Genomic DNA, 20,718 nt, shown 5'->3' with positions numbered 1-20,718 from the left:
AGCTTATAGTTATTTAGTATAAAGCTTAAATTATAAATTAAAAAAATAATGGATTTTAACCCTCATTTAACACATTGACTTGCTTATAGCAAAGCTACAAATATAATATTATAAAGGAGATTTTAATGCTTATTGACGATAAAAATAAAGAATATTTTACTTTAAAAGAAATACAAACTATGCAAAATAATAGTACAAAAAATACCATTTATATCAAACTACTTAGATTAAAAACAAGGAGAATCTATCCCCTATAAACCATCAGAAAATATAAAAGCTTTCAAAAAATCTGGGGGAAAAGTATTAATTTATATACCAAATAAGAAATTTTAAAATATTTTAAAACACCAAACTTTTAAAAAAAAATAATCTCAACAAATATTTTCCTAAATAAAATCTATTAAAATTGGTTAAAATGCTATAATGTTTAAAGAGCTTGCAATCAAAATATATAAAAATCCAATAATATTACCTAGCGAATCTTATTATTTTAAAATTTAAAAAACAAATCCTAACTATAGTTTAGATATAGATCAATATAGTTTAATTTAAAACATTGAATAAAGATTCTATAGATAATAAGTATATTCTCTTTAATTCAAGCCTAGAGAAAAAAAAGAATGCATACTAAATACAACAAGATAAGTAAAAAGGGGGAAACAATTTTTTTTGTATGAAAACTTTTCAAAAAAGAATATATCTAAAACTGGCATTTTAAAACAGTTTAAAATATTAAGATTATAACATGCATTTAATAAATACATATAAATACTGCAGAACTATCAATAAACAAAAATGGGATTTTTAAAAAATTGAGATAGACTGAAGTTGAAGGGGAATTAAAATTTTATGACAGCAATAATAGTGTATTCATGCTTGACTATGTGTTTAATATATTTTCACATGCAGCTAAAAACATTGTTTACAAAATTAATCATATTTTGTAAACAATGTTTTAATATTTTTTTGTTATTAATAGAAATGTTAAAATTAATTTTTTATCTGTTAATTATTAACAATAAATTTTATATATTTATCATATTGTCATTAGCTTTAATTACAATTAATACAATAATTTAACTTATTGTATTAATTGTAATTAAGCTAATTAATTGCATCTCATATGATAACTTTTTTAGATTATTTTTTATTTTAAGAAAGACAATCTACAAAAAGCACAATTAACAACCCAAACATTCTTTTTTGCGTAAAACCAATTATTACGCTCCCCATTGTTGGGTTTTTATAATTAGCTAAAAAATAATAAGGCCATTTATTTAAAAAGTCTTTTTTAAAATAAAATTTAAAATCTTCTTATATAGCTGCAAGCCTTGATCTAGATTTACCCCTATTAAAGCGCCCTTTTGTTTTTTGATAGTTTTCTTTAGTATTTTTTAAGCCTATTTTCACTTTTTTAAATATTAATTATGATTCGTTTTTTCATCCTTACCACTCTTTTTTATTATTTTTATTGTTATTTTAACATCTAAACTCCCAACTGCTACTGAAATATAATATTTATTATCGGTATTTTTTTCTACTACTAAATAAATTTTTAATAAGGTTATTGCTATTATAATGCCTATGTAGGCACAACTTTACAAATCCTATTTTAGATAAGCTTTTATACTCGTTTATATTCTTATTGGGGTTTTTATTTTATATTTAGGAACTTCTTAGGAGTTGCTTTATTTTTCAATTTATCTAAAAATTATTAATACGCCGAGCTAAATTACTCCACGCACCAAAAAGAGCTAAAATATTAACTTCCTTTAAGGGTGAAAGGCTATTTTTATATTTACCTATATTGATATCAAAACTTTTCTTGTTTTTTCATAAGAATCCTTTTGAAAAATTTCTTTTGATTATTATTAGAATATATTTTGTTTTATAAGCTTTATCGGCACCCATATATATATTATTTTAGAATAATCACTTAGTGTATATAGATGAAATAACTTTTAATAATCACTGCATATATTTTATTAAATATCCCCCGAGTACTAGTTAATAAATATAGGCATAAATGCTATACTTCTGTCCTCTGTCTTCATAAAATAATACCTATTTTATGTTCCTTATGGAAAATAATCAATAATGAATTCAATTCTAATAAGAATTAGCATTGCCAACATTCAACCTTCTAAATTCATCAATAATCCAAAGAAAGTAATCTTAAAGATTTATAAGAAAAAATATTTTATTTATATAAGTAATCCTGAAAACCTTATTTTTGGTCTGGAAATTACTGACTTATCTCTACTGAAGGACCTTCTATCGATAACATCAAAGAATATATTCAAAGTTTAATCCATTTACTAACAAAGAATTATCCATCTAAATTTTTGTGAAATTTAGATGGATAATTCTTTGTTATTTTTTTGTTAAAAATTTAAATAACAAAATTATCATTTCCTAGAAGCTTCTATATATTCCATAATTAAAGTTCTTATAAAACCAGAAGCTGTCAATCCCTTTTTGTCCAAAATAGAATAAAACTCAATCCAATATTCATGTTTTAGTCCTACGCTTATTTGCTTGGTCAACATCTTTGCCCTTCTAGGCTTAACATTTGAAATGTTATTGCTAATAACATCGTCTTCACGAAAAGCAAATTTAGATTTGCTAACATTTTGTTTAATAATTTCTTCTAAATCAACCTCTTTGCTTATAGGCATAAAGCATCCCCCAATCTTGAAAGCTCTAAGATAGATCTACTCTCAGGAAAATAATCAAAAATCGACTTCTTATATAGCTGAGATTCTGCTATTTTGGCATCTTGCCCAACCTCATAAAGATCATATCCAAAAGTTTTAAATTGCTTCAAGTGTAAATTATGCCTTTTAAAACTTTTATTAAGCATATTACAAATAATCTTCTCGTGTTTAACCTTTTTTCTATAAGATTTTAACAAAGAATCAAACTCTTCTTTAAAAATATTAATTCCCTCAAGACTTAAAAATTCTGGAGTCAGTGGGGTAACAACCTCACACATTGCAAGAATAATTCTTCGCTCCCAAAGCTCAAAACTGGGAGACAGATCAAAAATCGCAAATTCAAATCCCAATTTCTCTAATTCTAAGCAAAAATCATCTATCAAATATGGAGAATCCTGCAATTCATGCTGCACATCTCTTCTAAAAGTTCCACTCGGCACACATGGCAAAACATAAAAATTTTTTTGTATTTGTCTTAATACTTGATCTATATCTACCTTCTTCAAAAGAGAATCCTTAATATCCAACTTAAGAATTTCATGATTAAGAAACCATGTAGAAGAACTTCCTTGCTGTATATCACAATCAACTAATATAACTTTTTTTGTTTTAGATAAATAACTTGCAATATTCCCGCTTAAGGTAGTTTTACCAACACCGCCTTTTTGAATATGGAATGCTATTTTTTTCATACAAACTTCCTTTTAATTATTTTATATCATATATTAATTATTTTATATCATATATTAATTATTTTATATCATATATTAATTATTTTATATCATATATTAATTATTTTATATCATATATTAATTATTTTATATCATATATTAATTATTTTATATCATATATTAATTATTTTATATCATATATTAATTATTTTATATCATATATTAATTATTTTATATCATATATTAATTATTTTAATCTCTACATATGAAATTCTTTTTATAAAATTTTTCAATGAATTAGATCTGATACGGGTTTAAAAATTAGCAAACTACTATTTCTAATCAAAGATTATAAAAACAGATTTTTGCTTCACACTATGATAGCTCTTTAGATTTTTTATAAGAACGGCTATCCACATCAATAACATGATCAACAAGATTGACTTCGGCTCTGCCTTGGTTTTTATTTCTTTATATTAAAAAAGCTTAAGATTTAGAATTGCATTTATATCTCTGCCATACAAAACACCGTAAGTTAGTTAGCCTAGTAGCACTTAATTTTAGAGTTGCATTTTTAATATCCCCCCAATTACCAAACAGCTTGCTTGACAGAAATATATCCCTAATTTATACAAATTAGGCTCCATACTATTCTAATTTATATTATAATTTTCTTATAAACTTACAGCATTCTAAACTATAAAGGAAAGAAACAATTTATATAAAAAGTCTCTTTTTGGGTTTTTGATAATTTTCTTTAGCACTTCTTAAAGTTATTTTCGTATTTTTTTTACTATTAGTTTTAAAAGTTTGCTTTTTATTACTAGAATTTACTTACAACATTTAACCTTCTAAATTAATCAATAATCTAAAACCGGCATCTTTAGAACTTATAAGAAAAAATATTCTACTTATTGGGATAAATATTACCGGAAACCTTATTTTTGGTCTAAAAGCTATTGCCTTATTTATACTAGAAGAGAAAACTATGCAGATATCATAAAAAGTATATTCAAAGCTAAAATAAATCTATTTACAATCCCATCTCTCCACCAAAATGTCAAAGAAATTATAGGCTAATAATTCTTTATTATTTTTTATTTAATTTATAAAAAGCCCTAAGAAATTTCTCTCTTAAGGACTTTTTATAAATGGTTAAAGGTTAAAGATAAATTAAAATTTACAACAATTTAGATAAAAAACAAAATTAAAAATATTTTTTTATTTATAATATATATCAATTGATAATTAATATCAATTGATATATATTACTATATTATAATATATCAATTATAATAATTGATTTTTAAAGGATAAAAATGCAAAAAGAAATAACAATAAACTATAATGAATATACAATTGGGGGCATAAAAGGAACTTTCTTTGGAAATTCCCAATATGAAGCTAATTATCGAGCAAAAATAAATGGCTTTATAATTGACTTTTTTAAAATTCCAATAAGTTTAAAGAAAAAGTATGAACTTAATATTAAAGCCCTTAGTGATCCTAATTTTTCATCCACAAATATTACAATGAATTGCATAAATACTTTTAAACTTATAGTTGATATTGTTAATATGCAAACCGGAGAAAATTACGATTATGACACATTTATTACAAAAACAGAAACAGAAAAAATGCTTAAATATGGAACAAAAATAATTGCTGCACTAGCAAGACACTTTGATGAACAAAACAGAACCAACTTTAATGAAAGCTATTACGAATGGGAAAAAGGTTGGATAGATAAAAAATGGATAAACTATGAACCAACTGAAGAAGAAATCAAAGAAATTCAAGCAATGAATCAAAAATTAAACCCTTTAAAGCTCAAACACAAGAAAAGCTCCCTTAATAAGGGCCAAATACGGCTTTTGCAAGCCATAAATAAAATTGAAGGGCAATCACAACAACAAAAGGCTAAACCAAACAGCATAACTAAAAAATTAAAAGGAAATCATAGGAGAAAAGCCAAAATTTAGCATTTTGCTTAAAAACTTTTAATTTTATTTATTATTATTAAATAATATTTACAAAATTAAAAAAATAAAATATTATATATGTAAGGTAGAAAACAATCTGCCAACAGTCCCAAGCGCCCCTATTAATCCTCTCCAAATAAGATTAGGGGCAAGGGGGACTTCTTTTTTAAAGAACTAAAACATTCAAAGCCTAAACTAACAAGTTTATAGCAAATAAAAAAAATAAAAATCTAAAAAACACAAATTAACTAAAAATTTGTATTGTGAATGTAAAGTATAAAATTTTAATAATACTATTCAGATGTATACTCATGCTATTTCTAAGTCAAACATTATAGAAATAACTTAAGAATTTATTTCATGCCAGCTTTTTAAATTCTTTTAAGTAACAACCTTCACTACATTTTTATTAATTTCATTACTTTTAATGCTCTTGCATGAGCACAGCACAAACAAGTCAACTTATAGTGCTATAAAGGGGCGAAGTTTAAGCTATCAAATTCTTTTAGGAAGAAACACTCTTATTTATATTTATTTAAATAATTAATAAGCTTTTGCTTATTTCTTTCATAATAATCTTTTTTATCGCTTAACATTTTGTTATACAAAATGTTACACATCTAAATACTTTTGGAAAGTTATTTTTGATATGCTATATCAAAAATAACTTTCCAATTTTTATTTAAAAGAATCAAAAATTGAAATAATACTTGCAACTTTACTTGAAAGTATTATTTTTGTTCAAGCTTTGCTTTAAAAAATGGATAATTTAGAATATAATTTTTATGTCTAAAAATAGATATAAATTTGGACTAATTGTATTATATTGAAAAATAGATTGGCTACATGCGTTGTAATAATGCTTACTTGCGTTTTGTAGTTTTATAAAGTAAATTTTGATTATTAAAATTGGGGAGAAGAGATTTATGAGCAAAAAATTTGCAATTTCATTATTGTCTATAATATTAAATTTCTTATTAGTATTGAGTTGTGATTTATCAATAAATACCGACCAAAACAGAATAGATGAAATTTCTAATTTTGAAAAGAAATATATGAATAATTTGGATTATCAATGTTTAAGTAAAAAAGAGTCTTCGGTTATAAATTCTCAAATTAAATTAAACAATAATAATAAAAACCGGTCTTATTCTTCTAGAATATCTACTGTTTCAAATTACCATGATAAAACCCACACATCTTGTCAAAGAAAATGATTAATTTTCTTTGACAAAGAACATAATTTTATACCTATAATCTAATTTAAAAAGCTTTTAATTTGTGTTACAAGTATGAATTTTTTATATTTTTTAATATAAATTAAGATGTATAAATGAAAATAAACTATAAACAAATATATTAAAGTTTCTTGAAATAAAAAAATTTGAAGATATAGCTTTTATATTACGAGACTTTTTGTTATGTTGAAATATTAATTAATTTTGATTAACTTTAATTTTGCTGATTCTTTTAAACCCTTTATTGTTAGAGAAAATAATACTTACTCTTTGTTCGTTGTTATTAATTTTCTTATTTTTTTTCTCATGATTACTTTTATATTTTTCTTTTAAATTTTTACTTAAAAACGTTTTTTTAAATCTTTTTTCCCAAATCTCATTGAAATCATTTATTTTATCAGTTTTTTCGTTCATCATCCATATTTTTTTACTATACTTATTTTTAAATTCTTTTATAAAATGGTTTGAAATGTCTTTAATTTCATATTCTTCTTTGTATTTCTCTATTGCCGATTTTAGGTTTCTTAATGCATTCACATATGTAGTTTCATTGTTGCTTATTTTGAGTATTTTTGCTATTTGTAGTTTTTCTATTTTGTGAGTTTTTACTAACCTGTTTGTGATAAATTCTTTGTAAGGAATTTTATTTATTTTTTTATTGTTTCTTTCTACAGAATTCTTTATCTTATTTGTATCTTTTATACCTTTAGGTATAACAGCTGCAATTGACTCATCTGCAATTGAGCTTTTAGATTTTATATTTCTTATATTATTTTTATTTATAGTATTGTTAATCTCCTTAGAAAAATCAGATACTATTTTTTTGTCTTTTAAATATTCTTTTATTTCTTCATTAATTGCATCCTGAATAATTGTAAAACGGTGTTTCCAAAGATTTTTGTTTTGTATATAAAATGCAAAGCTTCCATTATCCTTGCCTAAATGTTTTAGTTTAGTTGTTATTAAGAGTATTTGATTTAAAAATGATATATCATATTCTAAGGTTCTGATTGATATTTTTTTATTATCTTTTGCGAGACATTTATTAACTATATTGTATATTTCTATTGTAGAATATGTGTTAATTTTGTTGGATTTATAGTATCCTTTGTTTTTAAGTTCAATTGCCCAACATACCTTGAGTATCCTTTGGTATATGGCCTTTTTTTTAGTTAAATATGCTTTTAGTCTTGAGCGTTTTAATTCTATTAAATTAGAGCCTGTGTTTTTTTGATTGTATTTTATAATTTCTTCTAATGTTATAAGATTATTAAAATTTGTATTGACATTATTTTTTATTTTTATTATCATAATATTATCCTGGCTTCTGAAGTTAAATTTGTTGTGGTTTCAGAAGCTTTTTCAATTATTTGGCTTGCATACTAAATTCTTGCTGTATTACAAACGAAATAATTAGCTTTTTACCATATTTTATAGCAATGGTTGTAAAATGTCAATACGATAGATTATAAAATATGACCCATCTTTTTTGAAGTAATTTGTATTTCATGTTTTGTAGATTTTCGACTCATTATTTTTTTTGCTTGCTCAATTCTTAATTGAATTGTTTCTTTTATGCTATTTGTTATAGGCTTGGGTCTTCGAAAGTCCATTAGAAAATATGTACAAAAATCTTCTAAAAGGTAAGGACGGTTATCTACATGGATTGCGCATTTTAAAATTTTTGATTTTTTAGATATAGTATTTTTGCTAATTGAAAGATTATAAGAATCTTCTAATATATTTTGGAATTCTTTTAAAGAATAAAGTCTTATACCGTTAATACTTAACATAAGTACCTCATAATTTAATTTTATTATATATTGTGTGTTAGTTTCAAGGATATTAGGTTATATGTTGAATACTTTTGTTAGAGAGTTTTTAATAGTTGCTAGATTAGGTGGCTTGGTCAGATTATAATAAATTTATCTTGTCAAGAATTACAGTAATCTGTCTTAATAAGGAATTTACAATAACGTGATATTTTTAAGAAATGGGGTTATGCTTGGGGCTTGATTTAAGTATTTTTTTTCAATTTTATCTTCTAATAATGCTATGTCAATTCTGATACAGCTATTTTCTTGTATAATATTGATGTCATTTAATATAAAGTCTAAGTTGTTTAAGTATAAATTTTTAGTCAAAAAATTTGTTTTTTCTAAAAAAATTAACCTTATTTTGCCTCCCAATCCATTCTCATTTTCAATAAAAGATCTTAATGTTTTTAGAATTTTTTGTTTGTTGTTGATAGTTTTTATTTGATTTGATTTTGTTAAGATTAGTTCTTCGTAGATTTTTGTGCTCAGATTTAATAACATTCTATTTGTTGTTTTAATGTTTGCATTTAAATTTTCATTAGTTTTTATATCGGTGGTATTAATAGTTTTGATATTTGAATAGCTAATTTTTGTTAAAAAGGGAAGTTCAATGGTCTTATCTATGCCTTTTAGCAGTAAATTAACTTTTTGGTTGTTTGCTTTGTTTTCAAAAAGGTAAGTATTATTATTTTTTATAATTGGAATGAATTCATTTTCTATATTTTCTTTTCTATAAATAGAGCCAAGTATTTTAAGTTCGATTAGGTAAATTCCACCCCTATTGTTAGCTTTTAAATCAATTGTGTAAACTTTAACTACCATCATATCGTAAACTATTTTGAGCTTTTCTTCACTTACATAGTTAATATAAAATTCAAGCTTACCCCTTAGAATGTCTTTTGGTAGTTTAGAAAATTCGTTTGGCCTTAATTTTAAACTAATAATTCCGCCTTTAAATGTTTTAAGTGATATGTTCTCTTTTAAGTTTATTTGAATAGTTTTTTCGAAATTAAGTTCAAATTTAAAAGCTATTGGGTTGATAATGAAGATTTTTTTGTTTTTTACAAAGTAAGTATTAATAATTGACCTTGGGTCAGTATACACGATTTCTCCTATAGATGCACTTTGAAATTTGTATAAATTGGGATTAGATTATATCTAATCTTTTAAATTGGTTTTTGTTAGAACAACACCTAATAATAATAGTTTTTTAAGTTTAATTCAAGCTGTAATATTAGAATATTTTATTTGGATTGATTATATTATTTAATTTTCTAATTTTTGAGAAATTTTTTAAAAATAAATATAAGATAAACTAAAGGAGGATTTTAATGAATTCAAAATTTATTTTAAAGTATATTATTTCGGTATTTTTTTTAGTTTCTTGTCAAACTTACCAAATAGCCTATGATAGGTTTTCTCAAATATTAGATTCACAGTATGATATTGGGGTAAATTATTCTAGAGATGTGATATTTAAGTCTGTAATTTCTATTAAATATGATAAATTAAAAAATAAAAAAGAATATTTTATTTTGGTTAGAGCGCAGTCTAAAAATTCTGGTCAAATAAAGCTTGAAAAGATAATCACAGATACTCGGTTTGAGTCTAAAGGAGAGTTGGTTTCAGAGAACAGCAAACGTGTTGTTTATTATAACGATTTTTATGATTCATATTTTCCTTATGACTATACAACAGTGGTTACTGAAAAAAATATTAAAGTAGAAATTTATAAGTTTATTATTCCAGAAAGTGAATTTATAAGATTTGTTGCGTTGGGTAATGATAATATAGCGGCATTTAGAATTTATGCGTTTAGGAATGATGTTATTGTAAGTTTTAATAAGATTCCTTTTAAAAAGTTTTTGGACGATTTTAACTTAAAAGTTAAATTGCTTGGTGGTAGTTGACTTAAATTTGAACAATTTGTAATCTTAGGCTAAATGGTAACTTGCTAAAAAGGACATAAATTAAGGGCATTTAGTATAAGCAAGCTTTTTGATATTAATTTATTATAATGTCGACTTTAAAATATTTTTAATATTCTCTAGCATCTTAATTTTTTGAGAAATTTATGAATTCTAGTATGGCTTTTTCATTTTTTAGCAAGAACAGCCCTTCTCTTATTCCATTATGGAATTCTTCAAAGGAAATTAAGATTGTTTTTAAATTTTTATCTTTACCCTCTATATTATCATAATAAAATATAAAGTAAGGCCTTCCCGTATTATCTTTAAAGCCAAGAAAATTTACAAATATTGCTGTTTCTTGAAAATCTGTTTTTAAATTGTATGAGTGACCATTTTTGTATAAAAAAATTCCATTTCCTTTAAGATTTTTAATTTCTAAATTATTAATTGTATTTTTAATTTTAGTAAAACTTTCAATTGCTTGTAAAATATATTTTATTGATGAGAATTTGGCATAGTATATGCGGTTATTGATTTGAAATTCTAAAAAGATACCGCATTCATTTCCAGCTCTAATTACATCTTGCTCATTTTTAATAGAAGTTGCAATTTTTTTGTCAATAACAAGATTGATTTTGAATGTAGAAATATGGGTCAAGGCTTTTACATTATCAATTGCCAAATCTTCTGTTAGATAGACTTTATAATTAATAAATATCCCTTTTAGATTTTTAATTTTAGCTTGTTTAAATTCATAGCTTGTGCTTTGAGCATATATTGTCAAATTTTTAATCAAAAATATTAAGAATATAAAAGTTTTACTTTTCATTATGCAACTTATTTATATGATAACAGTCTTGAATAATTTTAGTAAACCGTTTTTATCTATTAAGGCTGAAAATTTATAAAAAATTTTAGCTATACAAGTAGTTTTTGTTGATTTTTAGCTTCTTTCTTAAAGAGCGATCATCTTAAAAAATGCCGTGATTCACAGCTTTGCTTCAGGCAGTTTTTGTATTAGTTTTTTTCTTTATAGAAAAACTCTTAATAAATTTAATTATGATAATGGTCTAATCATATCCATTTATTATTAGAATTTTCTCCCAATATTCAACCTTCTAAATTTGTCAATAATCCAAAGAAAGGAATCTTAAAGATTGATAAAAAAAATATTTTACTTATTTATATAAGCATTACATAATCCCTTATTTTGGCTTCAAATAGTATTTGATTTTTCTGTAAAAATCTAATTTTAAAAAAAAATTTTTAAAATATATGGTAATACTTAATTATTGAACTAATAATTGAGTATTAAATATTCTCCTTTTTTAAAATTAAAAGAATTTATTATCAATATTTACTTCATACCATACATTCTTTTAAATGAACCTCTTATCTTTAAGGGGTTTTCTTTTTGTATAGATAAAATAAAAACTAATCAAACTCTTTAACTTAAATTTATTGCTAAGCAAATATATAAACTTGTTAAAGTTATTCTAATTGATAACTTGACCAAAGAATTATCTACCTATAATTTCCAGAAAATTTAGGTTAAAAAGAATATTTAAATCCAATAAATCAATTTTGCAAATATGCCTTCAAATAAAGTTTATAAAAATTATAGAATAAAAATTCATTGTGATTTTTAGGTTAAGCCTATTCTTTATTAAAGAATAGGCTTTTACATTGTGTATATTTCAATACGTAATTTAAATGTTATTTATAATTAGGAATATGTCATCTTTTAGTTTTTCTACTTTTTTCTTTTTTTCTGAGATTTGATTGTAAAGTGTGTCTGCATGAGATTTAAGCTTATTATTATCTGTTTTTATGTGATTTGTATCATTTTGATAGTCTAATAAAAGTTGGTGCATCATTTTTGAGATTGTTGTTTTTATAGATAATACTTTTTCAAACGAATCTTTAAGCTTTTCTAAATTTGAAATCTCTAGTTTTTCTAGATTGCCTTTTTTGGAATATAAGGAGGGAACAATCAAGCTAGAAAGAGTGTATTCAATCGCTTCAATGGTGTTAAATATGCCTTGTATTTGGCCTGATAACATTACAATTTCTGAAAATTCCTTTAATTGATTATCATTAATAGTATTTAAAATACTGTAAGTATTTTTTCTATATCTTTTTGCTCTCTCAGTATCAGCAGCCACCTTTTCACCCGGTGATGATGACCAACCTAAGGTTTTAAAAGCTTCTATTCCATATTGTTCTTTAGGTTCTTCTTTCAACTTTTTTTCATATTTTTCGTTATTTGCGTGTGCTTTGTCTATTGAATTTCTTAGAGCATTAAGCAGGGTGTTTTTAGGGTCTGTATCACGGTCTTTTTTTTGATTAGCAGAGCTTTCTTCTTGATTTAGTCCTTCTTTTTGAATTAGATTTGCTTCTGTTTTAGGCTTTAATCCTTTTTTCTTAGATTTTAATCTTTTTTTACTAGATTGATACTTCATGTCTTTTGCCTTAGTGTTAAAATCTGTATTGCAAGCTAAAAATAGAAAAACAAATAAGCCCGCAATAATTTTATATTTCATAAATATCCTCCTTATTTAAAATCTAAAATCGAATATTAAATATAATTCAATATTCGATATAATCCAATATTAAATATGATATTATATTGAATTAAATATAGAATGTTGAAATTATCATAATAATATTTTTATTGCGATAAATTTTATAGTATTTTAAGCTTTTTAAAAATCTATTTTGTAATTTGGTTGATTAACTGTTAATTATTATTTTCTTTTAATATTAATTTTTTATAGAAAAATTTTTATTTAATATCTATATCTAATTTTTAGACAAGATGTCTTTATTTTATAAAGACATCATTTAAATATTTAGTTTCTATAGATCAATATAATGATTTAGTATTTAATATCTTGAGAAAAGGTAAAGTCAGTATAGATCTGCGCATTATATTTATTAGCTCTAGAACAATCTATTTTAGTAGAGCTTTTTAAGTTTAGTAATAATAGTATTTTGGTAAACTTGTATATTATAGTTTATTTTGGTAGTAATTATTTTAGAAATAAAAATATGTGAAAATGTGAGTTTTAATACCGGTCATTTAACATTTTATTGTACAAAGTCTTACACGCCTGAATACTTTAATAAATATTATATTTCATTATTAGTTGAGTCAAGAAGAATAATCATCCTAAATATTTGCTAAAAAAATGAAAATAAGCATTAAGCAATGCCAAAGAAAACTATCGGATAAAATCAAATAAAAAAAAAGAATTTTTACATAAATTGTCTTATTACTTTGTGGTTAATTATAAAAACACAGCAATTTAATTATCAATTAAAGGTATAAAAAGTAATGTTTGGGAAAAATATTACTAATTTAGGATAGTATGAGCTTATAAAGCAGCTATCTATAAATCAGAGCATTATGAAAACCATGCATCATGCAAGATTTATGAATATTTTGAAAGGGATAGTGGTTGGAGTAGGTAAATTTTCATTTTTTTATAAACTCTTTTAACAAGGAGGGAAAATGGATTGGTTCGTTTCCATTAAAAATGTGGGAGATGCACTTTGAGCATATTCTATGGGTTTAAAAAATCAAGTATGATGAATTTTGTAGTGATTTTATTTTTGTGAAAATTTTATAAAAAATTGAAACCTTTAATAACGCCTTATTGCGTTGAGGGTGGTTTTAAAACCCACAGTATGTTTTTGTATATCCACTTAAGGGCTTATTTGGTGGGGTATAATAATAAGATTTTCTAAAAAATTATATAAGCGAGTATTGGATTTAGGCAAATAAGTATTCAAATCTTTAGAATAAGATTTGAATACCATAGGCATTGTAACCAATTTAATTGGTTACATTAAGAATATAAAATTGAGTAAAATTGGGAATTGCAGCTGCGCAGCATGGGTAGATTTTGAAAATGTTTTGTTGTTTGGTTTTGCTTTGTGTTCCAATGTATTTAGTAAGTGGATAGGATTTTCTAAGGAGAACTTTAAGTGATAATTAAGAATGATGATGAAAATGAAAAGCAATTTTGGCATTAAAGACATTATGGAAATATAGTCTTTTTAGTCGAGATTCAGAAAGTGTTGTAATTGGTGATTTTGATTAGCAGTACTGTTTAAAATTTAAGCAGTTCTACTTTAACTAAAGCCTGAAGATTTTGATTTCAATGTAGATAAAAAAATATTTGCTTGTATGGTAATTTACATACAAAAGGGATGCTGATTGGCTCTATTATAGTGCTTGATGACGGGCTTATAAAAGGAGGGGAACTTTAAAATGAAAAAAATATAATATTCAGATCATTTTCATTGATTGCATAGGTTTAATTGCTATGTTGTAGAATAATTTTCTCGTTTTTGAACAAGCTTCATTTTGATATGTACTATAGCGCACTTGCTCTTGAGTTTGGAAATTTCAATAATAGCAAGTTACCGAAGTGTAGAGGGCAAGGAGCGAGCCAGCCTGGTTTGGTAGCTTCAAAAGAATTGAGAGTTTTAGAGCAAGATACTTACATTGTAATTTTTTATATCAAGAGAATAGAGAATATAAAGGCAATAATAATGCTTTGAGTGGGGAAGGGAAGGTGTGGCCAAAGTTTCTAATTATAAAGAAATAAAAACGAAGACAGGAATTGTCTGAAGTAAAGTTTATAGACATGCCCTAGTGGATGATCGTCCTTGTGGCGCCTGAAAAGCTATCATGGAATTATCCTATATATAATCTTAAAAGTAAAGTTATTTTAGATTTTTTTAAACATTGTAATCTTTCATATCGATATAGCTTGTGACAATATTTTTGATTTATCTTTAAATCAATTAATATATCTTTTATAAATTGATAAAATTCCATTTTTCTATCACAATACTTTTTTACAATTATAGTTTTCTTTATTTAATTTAAAACAAGGCTACATATAAAACAAGGCTACAAATTATTGCAGCCTTGTTTTATATTAAAAATAATATTAAGAATTAGTACCAAATGCCATTTTTATCAATGGCGTTTTGCACTTCTTTAAGAGAATCTTTTGTCAATAGGATTGAGCGCGATATTGCTTTATATGCTTCGTATGAATCAGATTGTTCTTTGATCGTTAAAATTAAATTTTTTATTGTTGCTTCAATATCATTTAATCTTCTTTTTGCATGTATTTCTCTTACATATACAAAATTTTCTGCCGTCTTTACACTTACTTGAATATAATTCAATAAAGTCCTAAGATCTTTTTCAAGGTTTTCTTTTGTAAACTTTTTAGCTTCTTCTCTGGCTTTGGCCTTAGTAGAGCTGTCAAGGCGTGTAGAATACATTTGGGTTTGCTGTGTTGAAAATAATGTATAATCATCGTATATCTTAGTAATTATTCTAATTGCTGAACTTACATTATATTTAGTGCCTTCTAGATAAGATTCATATCGATTGCTTAATTTTATTTCCTCATCACAATCTTCTTCATATTCATTATTTTCTTCTAAAAAATACTGATCATAATCTTCTTCCTCTATTTCATCAATGTATGAAATAGAGTTTGAGCCCGAAATAGCTTGTAAGTCATTCTTTGGTCTTAAATCAGAATCTATAGTAAAATCAATTTCATTGCTTTCAATAGTTTTATTCAATTCGCCACTTTCGCCGCTAAGGGAATTTAAACTTCCTTGAATCATCCCTTTATGTTCATCTTGTTGTTTTTGTATTTTTTCTTTTCTAGGCTCAGATTGTTCTCTTAATAACTCAGGCTTTACCCTTTCTTTTTCTGATATTACGTTTTTTTGTAATAAATTACTATTATCGGCAGCCCTCCTCTTTGCACCATGAGTAGATGGGGCTTTTCTAGTGACCTTACTTTTTTCTTTATTTCTAACAACCTTGCCTTTACCTTTCTTGTTAATAGTCTTTTTAACAGATTTCTTAGTAGCATCTAAAATAGAGCTCTCTTTATCAAATAAACCAAGAGATTCCTCTTTCATTTCATCTCTTATGAATAAATCACAACTGATAAAACCAAAAAGTAATCCCAAAGTTAAATATTTGCTTTTAACTTTCATGCTTTTCTCCTTCGAAGTTAATACTAACTTTAAAGCATTTTAATAAGGATTACAAAAATTAACAAACCAATAGGGGGATAAATTACTTTTTGTTAAATTTTAGGAACAGAATTTGCAAAATAACTTCTAAATGAAATTGAAAAAAGTTTAAATGCAGCCATAAGCTTAAAAGTGAAGCAACTTCTTTGATTGCAAAGATAAAAAGCAATCACAATAAAGACAACCAAGCATATCCAATTGTAAAGATTATCAAACATACCAAGCATTACAAAATATATATTCAAAGCTTTATTTACTAGTTTCTTAAAATTATTAATATCTCTTTTAAAAATTAATGAAATTAAAACCAGATTAGGTAAAATTAATGATAAGTCTAATTAAATGATAAGTGATTAATATATGCTTTTCTTTACTTTTCAGTAAAGGATTAGACACAGTTAAAATAGAAAGAATAGATAGTAATAAAGAAGTAAGTCCCGAAACCTAAAATCATTGAATACCAAGGGACATTTTAAAAATTCAATTTTTAATTAACTATTTTCCGATTTTATTGGTAATATATATTACATATGTCTTGTGAGAATAAAGATATAAATTTTATAAAATCAATAAAAGGTGTAATTAAAAAAATACGAACTTATAAAGATTATATTGAAAATGAAGCACAGACGAAAAACAATTTTATTAGCCCATTTTTAAATGCAATGGGTTATGATCATACTGATCTTTCTATTGTTAAAGTTGAAGCTACGGCAGATTTTCTTGATCGTAAGGGAATGAAAGTTGACTATATTCTTTATTCAAAAGATAGAGAGTCTTCTATTTTAATAGAAGCTAAACATCATAAGGAAAATCTTGATAATCATTTCAAGCAATTATCAGATTATTTTTATTATACTCGTTATAAAGAAAATACAAAAAAAGTTGAATTTGGAATATTAACAAATGGCATAGAATATAGGTTTTACACTGATTTAGACAAAGAAAATTTATTAGATAAAGAACCTTTTTTAATTGTTAATTTAGAGGAATTAACAATTAAAGATTTTGAATATCTTAAAAAGTTTTCTAGAAATTCTTTAAATATTGAAGAAGCCAGGGGGTTTGCATTGGAAAAAAAATATACAGATAAGTTTTTAACTTATTTTAAAAAAGAAATAAAAAATACAAGTGATGATTTTCTTGAATTTTTTAAAACTAAAATTGGCTTTAAAAAAACATATTCAGATGAAATATTTAAAAACATTATTAAGAATGCGTTTAATGGGCTTGCTGAAAATAATAGTACATTGGTAGATAATAAAAAAAATAATAAAGAATTTACTATAAATAGTAGTAATAGTAATGATATTAAAACTAAAAATTTAAAAATGTTTGAAAAACTAAGTTCTGATATGAAATTAATGTATCAAAAATTAGAAAGTTTTATCTTTAATTTAAATCCCCGTGAAATTGAAAAAATTGAAACAAAGTTGTATACGGGATTTAAGGTTTATAATAAATATTTTGTGGATTTTAGTTTTAGAGCAAGTAAAATAAATATTACTGTTACTGTTTTTTCAAATCAAATAACTTTAAAAGAAGGTTTTATAAGAGATATTAGCAATATTGGCAAATGGGGTAGTGGAAATATTCAGATTATTTGTACATCGGATTCCCAAATTCAAGAAATCAAAGATCTTATTAAACTAAGTTATAATAATATTGCTTCGAAATATAAGAAGATATATTAAATAATTCATAAATTAAAATAAATAAATAAATAAATAAATAATATATTTTTGTCTTTACAAAGTATCTATTAGTGTCTATTGTTCTTATTTTTTTGTTATTTGATTCATTTTTAGCAAAAAAGTAATTTATTATATGTAAATAGTATCCCCATTTAAATCTACCAAAAATCAATTTTATCTTAGCGTTAATATTATATCTTAAAAAAGATAAGTCTATTTTAGAACAAAATTTTGGCAAAAAGCCGCATATTGAGAGATAATTTTTTGGTTAAATCCCCTTTAGATATTAAAATCATTGATAATTCTTGTGGTTCGGGGCATTTTTTGATTTCTTGTCTAGATTACTTAACAGAAAAAGTATGGTACGAGCTCGATAGATTTGAAGATGTAAAAAAAGAGCTTGAGAAAGAATATAGAGCTATTTTAAAAGAAAGTGAAGAGTATGATGTTCAGGATAGTATAAGTAAAGAATTAGTACTTAAAAGGATCTTGCTGAAGAAGTGTATTTATGGTGTTGATATTAATCCTATTTCGGTTGAAATTACTATGCTAAGTTTGTGGATTAATACCTTTATTTTTGGAACACCACTAAGCTTTATTGAACATCACATAAAAGTAGGAAATGCTCTCTTGGGGTATGCCAAAGATGAATTTTTTGATATTACAAAAAAGAAGTTTGAAAGTGGATTTTCTTTATTTAGGAAAAGGATTAAAGAAATTACAACTATTTTCGAAGATAACTATCAAAAAATTAAAGGTATTAACGATACCACTAAAGAAGATATCGAAAAATCTAAAAAGATATATAAAGAATATGAAGAAAGTGAATATATAGATAATTTGAGAATAATATTTTCTTTAATTAAACTTTATTCATTATCTTTTGACAAATCTTTAAATATAGAATTTAGTGACATTGCGGATGTAATCAGTTTAATTGAAAATATTTTGGGTAATAAAATCCCTAGTGAGGATAAAGAAAAAATGAATAAAATTAGAAAATTAAGTAGCTACTATAAATTTTTCCACTATGGAATTGAGTTTCCAGATATTCAGGAAGGATTTGATATTGTAATTGGAAATCCACCATGGGGGAGAAAACCAAGTTTAATGAATCCGAGTTTTTCTCAAAACATATTCCTAGCTACAGGAGACTAAGCATAAAAGAACAAAATAAAATAAAGCAAGAAATACTTAGTAAAGATAAGCATCCTTTGAGTATTGAATACAATGAAGAAAAAAACAGTATAAGTACTATTAACAATATTTATAAATTTGATTTTAAAGATTTTACTAGTGGTGGTGATCCGAATATTTTTAGATACTTTTTAGCATTTAATTTAAAGCTAATAAAAGAAAAGGGTAATTTAACTTATTTGGCTCCTTCAAGCCTTTGGAGTGAGTATAGTTCTAGTGCACTAAGAAAACATATATTTGCTAACTATAAACTTAATTATATTTATCAATTTGAAAATAAAAGAAGATTTAAAGATGTGGATTCTCGCTTTAAATTTTCAATATTTCAACTTAGCAATACTAAACCTTCTGCAGCAAGCTTTAAAGCAAAATTTATGATTCAGAGTAATGATAATATTATTAAAGAAATAACTAGAGATTTGAAAGATGGCAAAGATGATCCTTATAAGGGGATTCAATTAAATATAGGTCAAATTAAAAAACTATCTCCTATTCAAGAGTCTATAATAGAATTTAAAGACAATGAAGAATTTAGCTTAATTAACAAAATGTTTAATCAATTTAGTACTCTTAGTCAAGAGTATATTGATTTTGGAGTAGGGTTAAATTTAACAAAGTATAAAGCATTGTATAAAGAATATAATGATAAGAATTTTGTATTTCTTTATTCTGGGGCCAATATTCATCAGTTTAATTCAAGATTTTTTGAAGATAAAGATGCAAAAGAAAGTTCTAAATTACTATGGATATATAAAGAAGATTTAAAAAAAGCATTAGCCAAAGATAATCAACATCACCCCGAAAGAGTCTGTTATAGAGATATTGCAAGTAACACAAATGAAAGAACCATGATTAGTACTTTGTCTCCTAAAAATTGTTATTGTGTGAATTCACTATATATAAATTATGAGAAAACGCCAATATCTATTTATAAAAAGTTATTTGTTATATCTATTTTTAATTCATTTGTATTTGACTTTATGATTAGAAGATTTGTTAATATGCATGTTCAAAAATCATGTTTATATCAATGTCCTATGCCTCAACCCGAAGAAGATGAGATTTTAAATAATTCTTTATATTTAAATCTTGCAAAAAATACTTCTTTACTGATAGCTAAAAATGATTCTGAAAACTTTAGCTATTTGCTTTATTTAGAACATTTTGGGTTTAGTAAAGAAAAAGTGAATAAAATACTGAAATTAGAAACTAAAGATGAATTTTTCAAAGAAAAAGAAAATGAAAATAACTTTATTGTAGCTAGTCTTTATTCACTAACCAAAGAAGATTTTATAACTTTGCTTAGTGATTTTAAAGTATTAAAAAACAAAAAAGGAGAAGATTATATTTCATCTTTAATAAAAGGATATGAGAATTATTTACTAAATAATAAAATTTTTTAGCATAAATA

Annotated in this window: 14 protein-coding genes and 2 pseudogenes; 7 read left to right on the top strand and 9 right to left on the bottom strand. The window is 24.3% G+C overall.

What is annotated here, in order from left to right:
- Positions 1-125: 125 nt before the first annotated feature.
- The gene (locus QIA22_RS00270; protein ID WP_301611177.1) at positions 126-257 is read left to right on the top strand and encodes a hypothetical protein; all 132 of its coding nucleotides are present in this window, start codon (positions 126-128) and stop codon (positions 255-257) included.
- Positions 258-2,408: 2,151 nt separating this feature from the next.
- On the opposite strand, the gene QIA22_RS00265 is transcribed toward QIA22_RS00270, so the two are convergent.
- Both QIA22_RS00265 and QIA22_RS00260 read right to left on the bottom strand, forming a co-directional pair.
- Complete coding sequence (locus tag QIA22_RS00265) at positions 2,409-2,678, bottom strand: hypothetical protein (RefSeq protein WP_301611176.1); 270 nt, start codon at positions 2,676-2,678, stop codon at positions 2,409-2,411.
- Positions 2,669-3,409, bottom strand: coding sequence for a ParA family protein (locus QIA22_RS00260; RefSeq protein ID WP_301611175.1), 741 nt, complete (start codon positions 3,407-3,409; stop codon positions 2,669-2,671). The genes QIA22_RS00265 and QIA22_RS00260 overlap by 10 nt, the downstream gene beginning before the upstream one ends.
- Positions 3,410-4,707: 1,298 nt before the next feature.
- Here QIA22_RS00260 and QIA22_RS00255 point away from each other — a divergent pair.
- Positions 4,708-5,370 (top strand): hypothetical protein, encoded by a 663-nt coding sequence (locus tag QIA22_RS00255; protein ID WP_301611174.1) that lies wholly within the window; start codon positions 4,708-4,710, stop codon positions 5,368-5,370.
- Between the two features lie 524 nt (positions 5,371-5,894).
- Here the strand turns inward: QIA22_RS00255 and QIA22_RS00250 are convergent.
- Positions 5,895-6,019, bottom strand: a pseudogene (locus QIA22_RS00250) (helix-turn-helix domain-containing protein); the annotation flags it as partial.
- 277 nt (positions 6,020-6,296) lie between these two features.
- Between QIA22_RS00250 and QIA22_RS00245 the strand changes: the two are divergent.
- Positions 6,297-6,587 (top strand): DUF5425 family lipoprotein, encoded by a 291-nt coding sequence (locus tag QIA22_RS00245; RefSeq protein ID WP_301611173.1) that lies wholly within the window; start codon positions 6,297-6,299, stop codon positions 6,585-6,587.
- 219 nt (positions 6,588-6,806) lie between these two features.
- On the opposite strand, the gene QIA22_RS00240 is transcribed toward QIA22_RS00245, so the two are convergent.
- The 3 genes from QIA22_RS00240 to QIA22_RS00230 all read right to left on the bottom strand — a co-directional run bounded on the left by QIA22_RS00240 (position 6,807) and on the right by QIA22_RS00230 (position 9,529).
- Entirely contained in the window at positions 6,807-7,919 is a 1,113-nt protein-coding gene (locus tag QIA22_RS00240) for a plasmid maintenance protein (protein ID WP_301611172.1), read from the bottom strand.
- Positions 7,920-8,074: 155 nt separating this feature from the next.
- A complete protein-coding gene (locus QIA22_RS00235) occupies positions 8,075-8,401 on the bottom strand; it encodes a hypothetical protein (protein ID WP_301611171.1) in 327 nt (108 codons plus the stop codon).
- 174 nt (positions 8,402-8,575) lie between these two features.
- Entirely contained in the window at positions 8,576-9,529 is a 954-nt protein-coding gene (locus tag QIA22_RS00230) for a hypothetical protein (RefSeq protein WP_301611170.1), read from the bottom strand.
- 227 nt (positions 9,530-9,756) lie between these two features.
- Between QIA22_RS00230 and QIA22_RS00225 the strand changes: the two genes are divergently transcribed.
- Entirely contained in the window at positions 9,757-10,335 is a 579-nt protein-coding gene (locus tag QIA22_RS00225) for a hypothetical protein (RefSeq protein ID WP_301611169.1), read from the top strand.
- A 145-nt stretch (positions 10,336-10,480) separates the two neighbouring features.
- Here QIA22_RS00225 and QIA22_RS00220 read toward each other — a convergent pair whose 3' ends face one another.
- Together QIA22_RS00220 and QIA22_RS00215 are read right to left on the bottom strand one after the other, a co-directional pair.
- On the bottom strand, positions 10,481-11,164 hold the full coding sequence (locus QIA22_RS00220) for a hypothetical protein (protein ID WP_301611168.1): 684 nt from the start codon (positions 11,162-11,164) through the stop codon (positions 10,481-10,483).
- Positions 11,165-12,044: 880 nt separating this feature from the next.
- The gene (locus QIA22_RS00215; RefSeq protein ID WP_301611167.1) at positions 12,045-12,878 is read right to left on the bottom strand and encodes a virulence associated lipoprotein; all 834 of its coding nucleotides are present in this window, start codon (positions 12,876-12,878) and stop codon (positions 12,045-12,047) included.
- A 1,813-nt stretch (positions 12,879-14,691) separates the two neighbouring features.
- Between QIA22_RS00215 and QIA22_RS00210 the strand changes: the two genes are divergently transcribed.
- A complete protein-coding gene (locus QIA22_RS00210; RefSeq protein WP_367611628.1) occupies positions 14,692-14,904 on the top strand; it encodes a hypothetical protein in 213 nt (70 codons plus the stop codon).
- Between the two features lie 402 nt (positions 14,905-15,306).
- Here the strand turns inward: QIA22_RS00210 and QIA22_RS00205 are convergent, their stop codons facing one another.
- Positions 15,307-16,377: a ferrous iron transporter A gene (locus tag QIA22_RS00205; protein ID WP_301611165.1), complete on the bottom strand. Its 1,071-nt coding sequence runs from the start codon at positions 16,375-16,377 to the stop codon at positions 15,307-15,309.
- 569 nt (positions 16,378-16,946) lie between these two features.
- Here QIA22_RS00205 and QIA22_RS00200 point away from each other — a divergent pair.
- Both QIA22_RS00200 and QIA22_RS00195 read left to right on the top strand, forming a co-directional pair.
- Positions 16,947-18,110, top strand: a complete 1,164-nt coding sequence (locus tag QIA22_RS00200) for a type I restriction endonuclease (protein ID WP_301611164.1) — start codon at positions 16,947-16,949, stop codon at positions 18,108-18,110.
- A 267-nt stretch (positions 18,111-18,377) separates the two neighbouring features.
- Positions 18,378-20,710, top strand: a pseudogene (locus QIA22_RS00195) (Eco57I restriction-modification methylase domain-containing protein); the annotation flags it as partial.
- Between the last annotated feature and the right edge of the window lie 8 nt (positions 20,711-20,718).

This window comes from Borreliella kurtenbachii (assembly GCF_030437945.2).
Classification (GTDB): domain Bacteria; phylum Spirochaetota; class Spirochaetia; order Borreliales; family Borreliaceae; genus Borreliella; species Borreliella carolinensis.
This window is presented reverse-complemented; position numbering and strand designations above follow the sequence as displayed.